General features: G+C 49.9%; 8 protein-coding genes and 1 pseudogene. 6 read left to right on the top strand and 3 right to left on the bottom strand.

Translation table 11 applies throughout. The annotated features are described in order from the left end of the window. Positions 1 to 6: 6 nt before the first annotated feature. The 6 genes and pseudogenes from JCM10512_RS13585 to JCM10512_RS13565 all read left to right on the top strand — a co-directional run bounded on the left by JCM10512_RS13585 (position 7) and on the right by JCM10512_RS13565 (position 10,243). On the top strand, positions 7 to 1,350 hold the full coding sequence (locus JCM10512_RS13585; protein ID WP_044163905.1) for a citrate/2-methylcitrate synthase: 1,344 nt from the start codon (positions 7 to 9) through the stop codon (positions 1,348 to 1,350). 328 nt (positions 1,351 to 1,678) lie between these two features. Then, positions 1,679 to 4,793, top strand: a pseudogene (locus tag JCM10512_RS13580) (SusC/RagA family TonB-linked outer membrane protein). A gap of 7 nt (positions 4,794 to 4,800) precedes the next feature. Further along, positions 4,801 to 5,088 carry a hypothetical protein gene (locus JCM10512_RS24080; protein ID WP_244437206.1) on the top strand — a complete coding sequence of 96 codons (288 nt, stop codon included), beginning with the start codon at positions 4,801 to 4,803 and terminating at the stop codon, positions 5,086 to 5,088. Beyond that, positions 5,073 to 6,482: a RagB/SusD family nutrient uptake outer membrane protein gene (locus JCM10512_RS13575; protein ID WP_052517218.1), complete on the top strand. Its 1,410-nt coding sequence runs from the start codon at positions 5,073 to 5,075 to the stop codon at positions 6,480 to 6,482. Before JCM10512_RS24080 ends, JCM10512_RS13575 begins: the two co-directional genes overlap by 16 nt. Positions 6,483 to 6,508: 26 nt before the next feature. After that, positions 6,509 to 8,530 (top strand): hypothetical protein, encoded by a 2,022-nt coding sequence (locus JCM10512_RS13570; protein ID WP_044163847.1) that lies wholly within the window; start codon positions 6,509 to 6,511, stop codon positions 8,528 to 8,530. A gap of 138 nt (positions 8,531 to 8,668) precedes the next feature. Beyond that, positions 8,669 to 10,243 carry a cellulase family glycosylhydrolase gene (locus tag JCM10512_RS13565; RefSeq protein WP_052517217.1) on the top strand — a complete coding sequence of 525 codons (1,575 nt, stop codon included), beginning with the start codon at positions 8,669 to 8,671 and terminating at the stop codon, positions 10,241 to 10,243. A gap of 585 nt (positions 10,244 to 10,828) precedes the next feature. Here JCM10512_RS13565 and JCM10512_RS13560 read toward each other — a convergent pair. The 3 genes from JCM10512_RS13560 to JCM10512_RS13550 all read right to left on the bottom strand — a co-directional run bounded on the left by JCM10512_RS13560 (position 10,829) and on the right by JCM10512_RS13550 (position 16,185). Beyond that, positions 10,829 to 11,089, bottom strand: a complete 261-nt coding sequence (locus tag JCM10512_RS13560; protein WP_044163845.1) for a hypothetical protein — start codon at positions 11,087 to 11,089, stop codon at positions 10,829 to 10,831. Positions 11,090 to 11,414: 325 nt separating this feature from the next. Continuing rightward, a complete protein-coding gene (locus JCM10512_RS13555; protein WP_044163842.1) occupies positions 11,415 to 13,652 on the bottom strand; it encodes a glycoside hydrolase family 3 C-terminal domain-containing protein in 2,238 nt (745 codons plus the stop codon). A 22-nt stretch (positions 13,653 to 13,674) separates the two neighbouring features. Continuing rightward, on the bottom strand, positions 13,675 to 16,185 hold the full coding sequence (locus JCM10512_RS13550; protein WP_081741318.1) for a glycoside hydrolase family 2 TIM barrel-domain containing protein: 2,511 nt from the start codon (positions 16,183 to 16,185) through the stop codon (positions 13,675 to 13,677). Positions 16,186 to 16,190: the final 5 nt, after the last annotated feature.

Here is a 16,190-nt window from a genome sequence, read left to right as displayed (position 1 = left end):
ACGAAGATGAAAAAGGAATATGTGATTTATAAACTCTCCGAGGAGATGAAGAAAGCTACCCGGATTGACAATGAGTTGTTCACAAAGTTCGATGTAAAACGTGGGCTGCGTAATGAAGATGGGACGGGAGTTCTGGTTGGATTGACTAAGGTTGGCAATGTGGTTGGTTACGAACGTGTACCCGGTGGTGGCTTGAAACCCATTCCCGGCAAGTTATTCTATCGAGGCTACGATGTGGAAGATATCGCCCATAATATGATGAAAGAGAAACGCTTCGGTTTTGAAGAAGTGGCCTATCTGCTTCTCTCCGGGCATTTACCCAATAAAGAAGAACTCAGCTCGTTTGGCGAACTGATTAACGACAATATGCCGTTGGAGCAGAAGACGAAGATGAATATCATCGAGTTGGAAGGCAACAACATCATGAACATCCTGGCCCGTAGCGTCCTCGAGATGTACCGCTTCGACCCGGATGCCGAAAGTACCACCAGTGATATCCTGATGCGTCAGAGCGTTGAGTTGATCTCCAAGTTCCCCACCATCATTGCCTATGCGTACAATATGTTGCGCCACGCTACCCACGGACGTTCCTTGCATATACGTCATCCGAACGAGAACCTCTCCATCGCCGAGAACTTCCTCTATATGTTGAAGAAAGATTTCACCAAGCTCGATGCCCGTACGCTCGATATGCTGCTTGTGCTTCAGGCAGAACATGGCGGAGGTAATAACTCCACCTTTACCGTTCGCGTGGTATCTTCCAGCCGCACCGATACTTATTCGGCTATTGCCGCCGGCATCGGATCGTTGAAAGGGCCGCTTCACGGAGGAGCCAATATACAGGTGGTCGATATGTATCACCACTTGCAGGAAAACATCAAAGACTGGAACAGCGTTGAGGAGATAGACACCTATTTCACCCGTATGCTGAACAAAGAAGTCTACGATAAAAGCGGACTGATCTACGGTATCGGACATGCGGTTTACACCATTTCCGATCCGCGTGCACTTCTGCTTAAAGAGTTGGCGCGCGATCTTGCCCGTGAAAAAGGGAAAGAACTTGAGTTCGCCTTCCTCGAACTGCTCGAAGAACGTGCGATCGAGATATTCGGCCGCGTGAAGAACAACGGTAAAACAGTGTCCAGTAATGTTGATTTCTATTCCGGCTTTGTATACGAGTTGATCGGCCTGCCACAGGAAATCTACACCCCGTTGTTCGCTATGGCACGTATCGTAGGCTGGTGTGCGCATCGCAATGAAGAACTCAACTTCGAAGGCAAGCGTATCATTCGTCCGGCTTACAAGAATGTACTCGATGATGTGGCTTACGTACCTATCAAGAAGCGGTAAGCGTTTTTAAATAATTTTCCTCTCACTTCAATATCCGTTGTATCCTCTTTTGAAGAGCGTATAGCGGATATTTTTTGACCCTTTTATTCAGTGTTCTCTTCGGTATCTGTGGTTTTTTTTGTACGGTTGCTAGGGACCTGTATGTTGCTCTATAACATTTGATACCCTTTGCGGCAACATTTAACAACTCCGGTTAACCAATCATTATATCAGCCTTAACAATACCGGTACATTCTTTTGGAAAGAATCTTCTACTTTTGTTTTAGCTCCAAACAGATTTTGCTTTGTCTGCTTGAAGCGTAGAAAAATAACCATTAAACAATGTACCATGAGAAAACATTTTTTTGACAAATGTGCTTCGGCGCATTTATGCAGTATTGTGCTGGCTATCCTCCTAATCCTGCCGGCAATCAATCTTCGGGCAAACCCTTCTCAAAGTAAATCGCTATCAGCCTTGTGACCTCTGCCGCCGACAATGAACCGTTGGTGGGAGTTAGCATTAAGGTCAGAGGAACTACCAACGGAACCATCACCGATTTCGACGGGCGGTATACGCTGAACGTTTCCGGTGATGCGACCCTCGTATTCTCCTATATAGGATATGTAACCAAGGAAGTTAGGTACACCGGACAATCCACATTGAATGTCACCTTGTCAGAAGACGCCCAGTCGTTGGATGAGGTCGTTGTAGTGGGTTACGGCGTGCAGAAGAAGAAACTGAATACGGGCGCTACCGTGCAAGTGAAAGGCGATCAGCTGGCGAAGATGAATACCACCAGTGCGATGCAAGCTCTGCAAGGACAAACACCGGGCGTTAACATAACCACTACCTCCGGGCAACCGGGTAAGGGATTGAAGGTTACCGTCCGTGGGTTGGGTACTGTGAACAACGCTTCACCTCTTTATATTGTAGACGGTATTCAGACGGGCGACATTCAATACCTCAATAATGCCGATATCGAGAGTATCGACGTGTTGAAAGATGCAGCCTCAGCCGCTATTTACGGTGCTCAGGCAGCCAATGGCGTTGTACTGATTACCACGAAGACCGGTAAGGTTGGTAAGGCGCAAGTCTCTTTCGATGCCTACTACGGTGTGCAGCAGGCCTCCCATAAGATACGGACATTGAATGCCAAAGAGTACAGACTCATTATGGACGAACAAGCTCTGAATGAGAAGAAGAGCGTTTTCGACTGGGAATCGTTCAATCTGGGCAGTGTAGATACCAACTGGATCGATCAGATGCTGGTCAACGACGCCGTGACGCAAAACTATGCGTTGGGTGTGCAGGGTGGAACAGAAACCTCGATCTATTCGCTTTCTCTGTCGTATACAGGTCAAGAAGGTATTGTGGGTGGTTCGGATGTTTCCGACTACGAGCGTTACGGCTTCCGGGTTAACACGGAACATAAATTATATAAGGACGTGCTGAAAGTGGGGCAACACCTGACCTTCTCGTTTGTAAATAGTCACGGAGTAGCCGACGGCAACCAGTACGGTAACAGCTTACGAGGTGCTTATGGCATGAGTCCCTTTGTACCTGTGTACGATGAAAAAGGGAACTATTGGGATAACTCCAACTCTTTGTGGAACAATACGGAAGGTAATCCCTACGGAACCATGATGCTGAACAATATCAACCGCACCTCAACCCAAAAGTTGATTGCCGATATCTATGCCGAAGTGAATATCTGGAAAGGATTGAAGTTCAAGACCACCTTCGGACTCGACTTCTTCTCCACCGATTGGCGGGAGTACAAACCCATCTTCAAGTTCCATGTATCCGACAACAGTCACAATGTGACCGAAGCCAAACAGAACATGAGCAAAGGGTACGCGTATAGCATCGACAATATCCTGAGCTATCATACCGACATTCAGGAACATTCGATCGATGTCATGCTCGGCCAGTCGGCACGTAAATACCAGGGGTCAAGAATCTGGGGGAACAATACCAACCTTCGTACACCGGGATGGAAGTACGCCTGGCTGGACAATGCGGAGAATACCACGACCACCAACTCTATGTATGGAGGTAGTCCGGATGTCGATACCGCACTCGCTTCTTACTTCGGACGTATAGGCTACAACTATCGCGAAACCTATATGTTGAACGCTACACTGCGTGCCGACGGATCTTCCAAGTTCGCCAAAGGCAACCGTTGGGGATACTTCCCTTCAGTGTCCGCCGGATGGACGATCAGCAACGAAGCCTTTATGCAGCAAACACACAACTGGCTCGACTTCTTGAAACTTCGTCTCAGCTGGGGACAGGTAGGTAATCAGAATATCGGTGATTTCAGGTACCTCTCTCTGATCTCTTCGGGAGCGATCTATAACTTTGGAACAACCGAGGGCAATGAAGCTAACCAGATTGGCTATTACCCCAGTTCGCTGGCAAATCCGGACATCAAATGGGAGACCTCCGAACAGCTGAACTTCGGTTTCGACGCTCGCTTCTTCGACAGTCGCCTGGGTGTGAATTTCGACTGGTATAAGAAAACAACCAAAGACTGGTTGGTATCTATTCCGGTGCTGGCTACGTCGGGTATCACCACCAAAACCATTAACGGAGGTGACGTGAAAAATACCGGTGTGGAGTTGGCACTGAACTGGAATGATCAGGTACGCGACTTTACGTATGGCGTAGGGTTTAATATGGCTTACAATAAGAATGAGGTAGGCAACATCCCGACCGAAGACGGAATTATTCACGGGAAGACTAACATCCTCTACAACAACGCGCTTGAGTTCTACCGGGCGGAGAATGGACATCCGATCGGTTACTTCTGGGGATATAAAACAGCCGGAATCTTTCAGAACGAACAGGAAATAGCCGCTTGGAAAGCTGCCGGTAACGGTATTCTGCAAAGTGATGTGAAGCCGGGCGACGTGCGCTATGTCGATGTAGACCATAGCGGGACGATCGACGAGAAAGATAAAGTCGACTTGGGGCATCCCACGCCCGATTTTACATTCGGCTTCAATATCAACCTGGCGTATAAGAACTTCGACCTCTCGGTCAACGCGAATGGCGTGATAGGCAATAAGATCGTGCAATCTTACCGCAACCAGACCGATGCCAAACAGAACTATACCACTGCTATTCTGAGCAGATGGCACGGTGAAGGAACGTCCAACCGCATACCGCGTGTGACGGAAACCAACATCAACTGGCAGTTCTCCGATCTCTATATGCAGGACGGCGACTTCCTACGCATCACCAACATCACGTTGGGGTACGATTTCTCGAAACTGATCCGTTGCAAATACATCAGTCAGCTGAGGCTTTACGCACAAGTGCAGAATGCCTTCACTTTCACCAAATACGACGGTATGGACCCCGAAGTAGGATGGGGTGATAATGATTTCGGCTCGGGTATCGACCTGGGTATGTACCGCGTGCCCGAACTTTCTTGATGGGTGTTAACATTAAATTCTGATACGGTTATGAAAAGAAATATAGTTAAGAGGGCAGTTGTTGCCATGGGATTCTGCGGATTGCTTGCTTGCTCAGACAGCTTTCTGGATGTAAACCCAGTCACAGATTTGACAGAAGATAGTTTCTATTTGAATGCGAAAGATGCCGAACGGGCCTTGGTAGGATGCTATGACGGTTTCCGGACACTTTGGACGATGGCATTGCCTTCCCCACAGCTGCGGAGATCATGTCGGACAACTGTTTCGGAGGCACCGGTAAAGGTGATGGAAGCAGTTACAAGATGCTCAACAATTTAGATAAGGCCACTGATCCCGGGAACGATGATCAGTTCAACCAGACGTGGATCAATTACTATGAAGCGATCTACCGCTTGAATAAGTTCCTGAGTAAACTGGCCGGTACCGAGTTGACCGATGCCGACCGGACGCGTATTGAAGGAGAGGTTCGTTTCCTACGTGCCTACTGCTATTTCGATATGGTACGGTTGTGGGGTAATGTTCCGTTGAAACTGGAACCCACCGACACCAACGATAAGCAGGCTACTCCGCAAGAAGTGTTCCGTGCCATTGGAGATGATCTGAAATGGGCGTCCGACCACATGAACAGCGTTGCGTGGACCGCCCAATGGGCTGCAACCAATGACGGTCATGCCACCAGTTGGTCGGCAAAGGCACTCTTGGCCCGCGTGTTCCTATTCTATACCGGATATTACGAAACGGGTACGTTGCCGCTCACCGAAGGCGAGCTGACTAAAGAGCAAACTTTGGCTTATCTCGAAGATGTGATCGCGCATGGCGGATTCGAGCTGGTAGGTGAGTATAAGAACCTCTGGTTGTCTACCTCCCATAAGAGTGGCAAGGACGGCGAGAAGCCTATCCTGATACCCGACACCTATGCAGGCGAAGGCAATTCGGAAATCGTGTTTGCCATCAAGTACAACAACACAGCCAACTGGGATAATCAGGTAGGTACCAACAAATGGTTGGTCATGCTGGGTGTACGCGGTAGTGCTGCCGGTTATCCGTATGGTCAGGGATGGGGAGCTGCAACAGTCAACCCGAAGCTGGTTACAGCCTTCGGAGCCGATCCGCGTGGCGTCAACTCCATTATCAATGTAGAAACCGAACTTCCCGGTACAGGGGTCTTTAAGCTGAAAGACCACATCGCTGAGATGCAGGAATACACCGGCTATATGAATAAGAAATATACTCCGCTTAGCAATCCCGACGGATCGAGCTACGCCGAATATGTATGTCCGAACACCAATACCAGCTTCATGATCTGCCAGTTTCAGGACTATTTCGCCATCCGTTATGCCGATGTGCTGTTGATGGCTGCCGAGTTGGGTAGTCCGCAGGCACAGGCATATTTCAACAAGGTGCGCAACCGGGCGTATGCCCCCAACGCGGCTCCTGTTATCCAAGTGTCGAAAGACAATATTCTGGCGGAGCGTCGTTTGGAGTTTGCGTTTGAAGGTCTGCGCTACTGGGATTTACTCCGTCAGGGCGTGCAGAAAGCAGCTACCACGTTGGAGACAGCAGAGAACGGTACAACTACGTTGACAGCCGGTAGTGCCGACGTAGTCAAGCTATCTGCTGCGAAGATTATAGCCACGAAGGGCTTGCAGCAAATACCTAATACGCAAATAACACTCAGCAACGGTGTTTTGAAGCAGAACACCGGTTGGTAATGGTTAACCAGTAAACAATAAGAAGAATGAAAAAGAATCTATATACAATAGCAGTCCTGCTGATAGGCTTTATCGTAGGGCTAACCGCTTGCTCGCCCGATGATTATTCGTTAGGAGGAAGCATCTCGAAAGACGAACTGATATTCTCCGTAAAGCAGGATGCGCAAGATCCGAATACGGTCTACCTCGAAGCATTGAATAAAGGGGCTTCCGTTGCGTGGGTTACCCCACAGGGACGTTCGCTGCGTGCCAAAGATACGTTGCGCATCGCTTTCCCGGGCGATTATGAGTTTACCTACGGAGTAATGACGGATGCCGGTTATGTGAAAGCCGATCCGTACATCCTCAAGATTACCACCACCAACCTGAACTATGTGCAGGACGAGATGTGGAAACTGTTGACCGGTGGTGTCGGCAATGAGAAGGTATGGGTGCCCGATACGGGTAAGTACGGCATGAAGCAAGGCTTCTATTCCTGCTTCGATCCCACGTCGACGTATAAGGATATGGTGGCGGAAGCCAACACCCCTTACAACTGGTATGCCCGGGATAAAACTTGGTGGGAACCCGGTAATGCCGATGTCGGTATCACGGACGACGATCTGAACTCTACGATGATATTCTCTCTGAAAGGCAAGGCGGGCCTGACTGTACATCGCTTCACCGATGGTGTAGAAGCGGTATTGAATGGCGTGTTCGATATGAACACCACCGCGCATACTATCTCTGCCGTAGATGTCGACTTCCTGCACGGTGCCTGGACCAATGGCAAGGCGGTTGATTTCCGTAACGGATTTCAGGTATTAGTCTTGACCGAGAACCAGTTGATGATTGGGAATTACCGCGACGAAGCGCTTTCCGGTGAAGGGAAATGTGTGTATAGCTGGAACTTCGTGTCGAAGGAATGGGCGGATAGCTATGTGCCCGAACCGGAAGCACCCGAACCGACCGAACCTACTCTGCCTGATGGTTGGAAAGAGGATGTTTCGGAAAATGAAACGACCATCACGTCTACGACCATTCAATGGACCCTATCGACCAAAAGTCCCGTGAACTGGGCTTCGCAAAGCGGTAAACTGCTTAATACGTGGAATAGTCCCGCCGACTATCCCGAATGGCTCGGAACACCCAATCCGGCTACATACAGCGACTTCGCCATGACGCTCGATAGCAAGACACTGAAAGCTACATTCACCATCCCCGGCGGTTCTGCTGTGGAAACTAACTATACGCTCGACGAGAAAGGTATCTACACATTCGATGTCGAAATACCCGCCGTTACCATTGTGAATTGGCTGACATTCCGTCTGAGCAGTACGCATACATTGCGCATTCTCCAGATCATCAAAGACGCTACGGGCGCTGTGTCCGATATGTGGGTCGGCATCCCGAATCCCGACAATCCGGATAAAGAGTATATCGCCTATCGCATGAATCCGAAAGCAATCGGATTGGGTGGAGGCGAAACTGCCGAAGAGAAAGTAATGAAGACGTTGGCAACGCAGGCCTGGATGCTCGATATGGATGGAAAGGTATCGTATGCTCATCCCACCGAAGGAACGTTCGTCGGTCCGACAGCTTGTTATGGTTGGGGAGGTAACTGGGCACCGGGCAAAGGAACTCATTACACAACCGGACTCATAAGCGATGGCAAGACCGAGAACATGAACTACGGTACGATGAAGTTCACCAAAGACGGTAAGGTGACTGTCAATCAGCGCAGATTCAAATACGAGGCCGATGGCGAGGGCGGAGTACCCTACGAGCTCACCACGCAAATACCTGCAATGACGACCAATGCCCGGGTGACTTCCGAAGAGGTGGTGACGCTGCAAGGTACCTATACAGTGGATCTTAGCAATAACAAAATCCGGATGTCGGTGCCGATGCTTCATCCGTATTCAGCCACGAACATGTGTAACGATTGGGGCGATTTGGAGATTATCCATATCTCTTCCACCTCGCTGCTTCTGACGGTTTACCGAAAAGCGGAAGTGGAAAGCGTAGCTCCGTGGGTATATGTATTTACTCCTGAAAAAATAAACTGAACGTATGAGCTATATTCATAGACTTTTAGTAGTCTTATCAATCATATTCATTTCTTGCTCCGATGACTCGGAGCAAGAAACGGATTTGCTGCTTTCCACGACCGACTTAACATTCCCGCAGGTGGGGGCAGTCAGGTATTGTTAATTCAGGGAGGTACGGACTGGAGTCTGACCGGAGTGACGGATTGGTGCACGGCCTCGGAGGTGTCCGGAGTGGGTGGAAAGACATTCCGTGTCACCATCACAGCGACGGAGAACCAGACACCCGACCAACGCGCGGCAACGCTGACTGTCATATCGGGAACCGTTACCAAAACGGTGAAGGTGACACAGGCGTTGACTTTACTGGCTGCGAAGTCTTCCTATACAGCGTTACCGGCAGGTGGAACTATTACTGTGGAATTAAAATCTAAAGGCGAACCAAGTGTTCGAATTGGTGAAGGGTGGATTTCTCGTTCGGTTACTGACCAGACAAGGGCGGTCAGTAGCCGAGCGGAAGTCTTTAGCGTGGAGGCCAATTATACCGGTGTGAAACGTACGGGGACTCTCATCTTTACGTTGGATGATGTGGAGGAAGCTGTTACCATCGACCAAGAACCGATTGCCGTACCTGCCCCCGATCGTACAGGTGTAGAGAGCGATGCAACCGCACTGGCCGCTAAGATCAAGCTCGGCTGGAACCTCGGCAACTCGCTCGAAGCCGTAGGAGGTGAAACAGCTTGGGGCAATCCGCTCACGACACAGGCGATAATCAACCTGGTCAAAGATGCCGGTTTCGATGCCATACGCATTCCTTGTAATTGGAGTAGCGGCTATCTGTGGGATGATGTGAGTCATACCATCAAGGCGAGTTGGCTCAACCGGGTGAAAACGGTGGTGGACTATTGCGTAAACAACGGTATGGTTGCCATCCTCAATATCCATTACGATGGTGGTTGGTTGGAGGTGAACCCAACGTACGCCAAACAGAAAGAGGTGAACGAGAAGCAGCATGCGCTGTGGACGCAGATTGCAGCTTTCTTCCGTGATTACGACGAACATCTGCTGTTTGCCGGAACCAATGAGGTGCACGTTGAAGGTATCTACGATAATAAATTAGTGACGGAAGAGAACCACACGGTGCAGCAATCGTTCAACCAGACGTTTGTTAATGCGGTACGCGCCACAGGCGGGCGGAATGCTTACCGGAACCTGATTGTGCAGGCGTACAATACGAACATCGAGCTGACTGCCAAACTGAAGATGCCGACCGATCAACTCCCCAATCGGCTGATGATTGAGGTACACTATTATGATCCCTGGGAGTTTGCCGGGAGTACGACAAACGCTTATTGGGGCGAACCGTATAAAAACTTCGGTGTGACGGCATGGGGTGGACAGGAAAGTTATGCGGATGCTAAATTTGCTTCGTTGAAGAGCAATTTCGTAGACAAAGGCATTCCCGTCATCTTGGGCGAATATGGTGCGAACCGTCATTCTATGACTAACGAGAACATGATCAACTCACGGGCGTACTATTTGGAGTATATAACTCGCGTGGCGAAGAACAACGGTGCTGTTCCGTTCTATTGGGACAATGGCGGCATGGGCAATGGAGACACGGCCGATCAGTTTGGTATCTTCGACCGCAAGAATTTACGAATATTCGACCAACCGGCTGTGGATGCTTTAGTGAGAGGGGCTACTAAGGGTGCTTATCCGTTTATCAGATAAGATACAGTTTTCAATTAGGTAATGGGCGCATCCGGCTTCCGGGAGATTTGTCGAGCGACATATCAGCAGGGAGCGGATGCGCTTTTCTTTTCCAGTATTTGAACGCTAAAAGCTAGTACTAGGTTGGGGTGAACCTAGTACTAACTTGGGGTAAACCTAGTACTAACATGGGTCGAACCTAGTACTAGCTTTGGGTCAATGTAGTACTAGCTTTTGTCGATCTTAGTACTCCAACCATCTCTCATTTGCCGAATAATTGGTGTCGGTTTGTACACTTTTTGCACCGTTTTCAGTGAGCCGGGATGACTGCCAGCTGCCAACTGCCACCCTTTATGCCTATATTTTTGTGATTTATCGTATTTGAAATAAGTAAGTTGTTGTTTAATAGTGTTTTAGATTTAATTGGCTCTTGAAATGTTGTCGGGGACTTCTTTCGAATATTCCTGCTTTAAACACATCTTTTACGCCTTGGTTGTAAACTATATTCTTAGGTTGAGAGTTTGTAGAAAAGCGTATCTGAACCTAGGATTCCAGTCTCTTGCATCTTTGCTTCGTTTTTCCAATCTTCGACTCTCGGGATAGTTGTTACCGAATGTTTCGGTAGGTCTGGTAGATATATACCGGAAAAGGATTGTTTTCGGATATTCTATTTGTTTGGGAGGTCTTGATGTTCAGTATCAAATAGCTATTGATTTTCACGAACTGATTAGCTGTTTCTTCGGTTTGTTTGGAGTATTGCCAATAGGAGTCGAAAGAAATGGTGGGTATATATTGCTTTGAATGGGTACAAACTTCATCGAAGATGCAAGGTAGAACAGACTGTTTTCTTTCATTATATCTTAACAAATGCTTCCTGCATTTGGTAGAAATGCACAGAAATATAGGCATAAAGGGTGGCAGTTGGCAGTCGCGTCAGTAAATGGTCTCTAAAATAAAAACAAAAGTGAGTTAATGTGTTGTTTATCAGTGAATAGTGCCTTTTTTGCTTTTGCATTTTAAAAATGTCTTTGGCGGTGATTGCTGCCGAAATAGATGCATATATTTGAAGTTCTAATATTGAAAATACGTTACTAAACAGGGGTTATCCGACTTCTTGGATAGCCCCTGTTTATTTCTTTGTTTCGACTCAAAAAGTGAAACCGATAACTCGATCAAGTTGTAAAGAGACGGATTATTCTTTAGCGGAAATCACTTTGTCGATCAACTCAAACCCAACCTTTCCTTTGATGTCGGCCGAAGAAGCACCGATCAGCACTTCAAAGTCGCCCGGTTCCGCTACCCATGTTGCCGCCTTATCATCGTAAAACTTCAGATCTTCGGGAGTAAGCGTGAAGCTAACCGTCTGTTCTTCACCCGGAGCCAGGGAAATCTTTTGGAAATGTTTCAATTCCTTAGCCGGACGGAGAACGCTACATTTCACATCGCTCACGTAAAGCTGAACAACCTCTTTGCCGGCACGGTTGCCTGTATTGCGCACGGCAACGCTAACCGAAACCGTACCGTCAGCACGCATTGTTTGGGCAGATATCGAGGGCTTTCCGTAGGCGAAAGTCGTATAGCTCAATCCGTATCCGAAGGGGAAGAGGGCAGGGATCTTCTTGGTGTCGTGCCAGCGATAACCGACCAACACATCTTCTTTATAAACCTGTTTGATGCTGTCGCCCGGATAGCTCAACGCGTCGAATGCATGCGCACCGCAGTCGGTCAGCTTAGCGGGGAACGAGAACGGTAGCTTGCCGCTCGGATTCACTTCGCCACTCAGTACATCGGCCAACGAACGTCCGCCCATACTGCCCAGATACCATCCTTGCAGAATGGCTGGAACCTGTCCGACCCAAGGCATTTCAACCGCATTGCCGCTTAGTAAAACCAGTACCATGTTTTTATTAACACCCAGAATGCCTTCGATCAACTCGTCCTGTCCGAAAGGAAGGCCGTATTCCAGGCGGTCGCTCGCTTCGCAATCCTGACCGTGGTTCTTGTTCAGTCCACCGAATAGAATAACCAGATCCGCTTCTTTGGCCATCTTCACCGCTTCTGTGCGCAGCGAGTCGATAACCGCTTTCCGAATAGCTTCCGCTCGTCCATAGAACGGTCTGCCGGCCGCATAGCCTTTCGTATAGCTCACTTTGTCGCCGTACGCTTCACGCATACCGTCTAAGGGCGAAACCATGTCCTTCACTTTGAGTTCGGACGACCCGCCGCCCTGATTCAACAGGCGCACGGCATTGTCGCCTACCACCAGAATGCGGTTGTATTTCGTTGCATCAATCGGCAGCAGAGGAGCCGCCTTTTTACGGATCGGATCATTTTTCAATAGCACGATTCCTTCGTTGCCGATCTCCCGGGCAGCGGCATAATGCGCATCGTTGGTCAAAGCTCCGTAAGGTTTCTCCCGATTCATCGCTGTGCGGAAGATCAACCGGAGAATGCGGGATGCTTTATCGTCTATGGTGCTAAGAGGAACTTCACCATCTTTCAACATTTTCAGATACGGATTGGCCAGATAATAGGCGTCGTACGTGAAAGCCGACTCCGTGGTCAGCCCGTTGGTGTATGTTCCCATCTCGATGTCCAGTCCGTTGAGAGCGGCTTCGCGTGTGTCGTGTGCGCCTCCCCAGTCGGTCACCACAACCCCGTCGAACTTCCAGTCGTTCTTGAGTATCTTCTGCAAGATCAGTTCGTTGTGGCAGGCATGCTGACCGCGAATCTTGTTGTAAGCACCCATCACTGTCCAGGCACCCCCTTGTTGCACAGCCGCTTTGAAGGCAGGCAGGTAGATCTCGTGCAAGGCGCGGTCGGAGAGTTGCACGTCGATGTGTCCGCGCCACTTCTCTTGGTTGTTCAGTGCGTAATGTTTCACGCTCACAGCCACTCCGTTCTTCTGCACCTCCTGAATGTAAGGCACCGACAACGCACCCGCCAGATAAGGGTCTTCGCCCATATATTCAAAGTTACGTCCGTTCAGTGGCGTGCGGTAGATGTTGACACCGGGGCCTAGCAGCACATCCTTTTCCCGGTAGCGGGCCTCTTCGCCGATGGCTTTCCCGTATTTGGCCGACATCTCCGGATTCCATGTCGCAGCCAGGCAAGTTAGTGCGGGAAAGGCGGTGATGCTATCGTTTGTCCATTTAGCATATCCCCAATCGTTCCAGTTGATTTCGGCGCGTACTCCGTGCGGGCCATCGCTCATCCAGATTTCCGGTATGCCCAGACGGGGAACTCCGTGACTGGAGAATTTGCTTTGCGCATAGCAGAGTTTGACTTTCTCTTCCAGCGTCATTCGGCTGAGCGCATCCTGCACCCGCGACTCAATGGGTTGCGAGTCGTCCAGATAGACGGGTGTTTGTGCCGATATGAAAGCAGCCGGACAAAGGGATAGTAAACTGATAATAAGTCTTTTCTTCATGTGGTTTTTTGATATAGATGTGTTAATTGTTTCCGTTGATGGTAATGCTCTCTTTGAGGTTGTCCGATGTGGCAGTCAGACGGGCACTGCCTTTTGTTCCGTTGTTTTGCAGCACAACCAGACACTTCCCGTTGAAGGCTTGACGTTGCGGTGCTTTGAAACTCTCCATCGAGGTTTGGCAGCCGTTGTCTACTCCGGCAATGAAAGCGGAGCCTTCCACGGCAAACTGTATCAGGTTATCGGCATGCGGACATAAATTTCCGTTGGCATCGGTCACCTCTACGGTGATAAAGCTCAGGTCGAGTCCGTCAGCCTTCACCTCCTTGCGGTCGGCAGTCAGGCGGATGTGTGCCGGAACTCCGGCGGTGTGAATCTCTTTGGTAAGCACCTCTTTCCCTGCGTTGCGGGAAACGATGCGGACTGTGCCCGGCTCAAAACGAACACGCCAAGAGACGTGTAACTCTTTGTCTCCTTTCCGACGGATACCCTGCGACGTCCCGTTGATGTACAGTTCGACCTCGTCCGCCTGATTGTAGTATGCCCACATATCCAACGTCTGCCCCGGCTCCCAGTTCCAATGCGGAAAGAGGTGGAGCACGGGTTTCTCCGTCCATTCACTTTGATACATATAGTAAACATCCTTCGGGAAACCTGCCAGATCGATGATGCCGAAGTACGAACTACGAGCCGGGAAACCATAAGGAGTCGGTTCGCCCAAGTAGTCGAAGCCTGTCCATACGTACAGCCCGGAGACGAACGGATTCTGCTTAGTCAGCAACCAAGCCACCTCGTGCGTACTTCCCCAAGGGACGTGGCAATTGTCGTATGACGAACAACTGAAAGAGGGATCGGTAAAAGGCTTGTCCCACCGTTCGGGCCAGATGTACATCGAGTCGCTCGGCATCCGGTAATAGCCACGTGTCATCAGTCCCGAAGTGCTTTCGGCAAAGATGAAAGGCTTACCGGGGAAGTTCCGGGGAACATCTTTGATGTATTTCTCATGGTAGTTGTAACCGATGATATCCAATGCGTTGGCACGGAAGAGGTGGTTCGATGCACGCGGTTCGTTGCATCCGGCTGTGATGGGGCGCGTTGGGTCTAGCCCTCTGGCGATGTTTGCCAACTTCTGGGTAAGCAGTTCGTTGATGCTGCGACTGTCGCTAACAGCTGCAAGCGTGTGCTGCTCGTGTCCGAAGTTCAGCACCAGATTGGCTTCTTCCAAGCTGAGGGTATCGGCATCCGCCTGATCCCATTGCTCCAACACCTCGTTGCCGATGCTCCACATGAAGACGGACGGATGGTTCCGGTCGCGTAAGATGTGGTCGGTAAGGTCTCGTTCATGCCATTCGTTGAAGTAACGGGCATAGTCGTGCGCTGTTTTCTTCTTGCGCCACATATCGAAGGTCTCGTCCATGACGATGAAGCCCATGCGGTCGCAGAGGTCGAGCAGTTCCGGAGCCGGTGGATTGTGCGAGCAGCGAATGCCGTTGCAACCCATCTCACGGAGAATCTCCAGTTGCCGTTCGATGGCACGGGTGTTGACAGCAGCACCCAGACAACCGAGGTCGTGATGCTGACAGACTCCCTTGATCTTTACCTCGCGTCCGTTGAGGATGAATCCACGTTCGGCATCAAAGCGGAAACTGCGTACTCCCAGCGGGGTGTCGTAGGTATCGACCAACTGTCCATCCAGTCTTATTTCCGTGCGTACCGTATAGAGATAAGGAGACTCTACATCCCAAAGATGCGGTTTGTCCAAGATCATTTGCTGTTGCACACGGGCAGTGTCTCCGGCCGCCATACGGACTGTGGACGAGTTGCTTTGCGCCACTTTCTTTCCTTCGGCATTGTAGATAAGCGTTTGTACTTCCGCCTCTTCGATAGCCGAATGATCGTTTTTGACGATGGTCGTAGCGGCAACAGTCGCCTGTTTCGCCGATACTTCGGGCGTTGTGAGATACGTGCCCCACTGATCAATGTGCACCGGATGCGTTACCGTGAGCCACGTATTGCGATAGATCCCACATCCCGAATACCAACGTGAGTTGGGTTGGTCGGAATTGTCTACGCGTACCGCCATAACGTTCGGTTCTCCGTACTTCAAATACGGAGTCAGGTCGTAGCGGAAGGAGATATAGCCAAAGGGACGTATGCCCAGCGACTGTCCGTTGATGAAGACTTCGGAGTTCATATAGACCCCGTCGAAGTCGATAAATACCCGTTTGCCGTCGATCTCTTTGCCGGGCGTGAATACCTTCCGGTACCAGCCGATACCTCCGGGCAAGGCTCCTCCACCTGCACCGGAGGGGTTCTCAGCACTGAATGCGCCTTCAATAGCCCAGTCGTGCGGGAGGTTTAGCTTCCGCCAGCCGGAATCATCGTAATCCGGCCGGATAGCTTCGGCAACATCTCCTAAGTGGAACGTCCAATCGTTGTTGAAAGACGTGTGTTGCCGTACTGATTCTTTTTGCGTGCCGCAAGCCATACAGAAGATGCTTGTCAGGCAACAAATAAGTATGCGGTTTATGTTCATGCGAT

Origin of the sequence: Bacteroides reticulotermitis JCM 10512 (genome assembly GCF_000517545.1) — a bacterium.
GTDB lineage: Bacteria > Bacteroidota > Bacteroidia > Bacteroidales > Bacteroidaceae > Bacteroides > Bacteroides reticulotermitis.
This window is presented reverse-complemented; position numbering and strand designations above follow the sequence as displayed.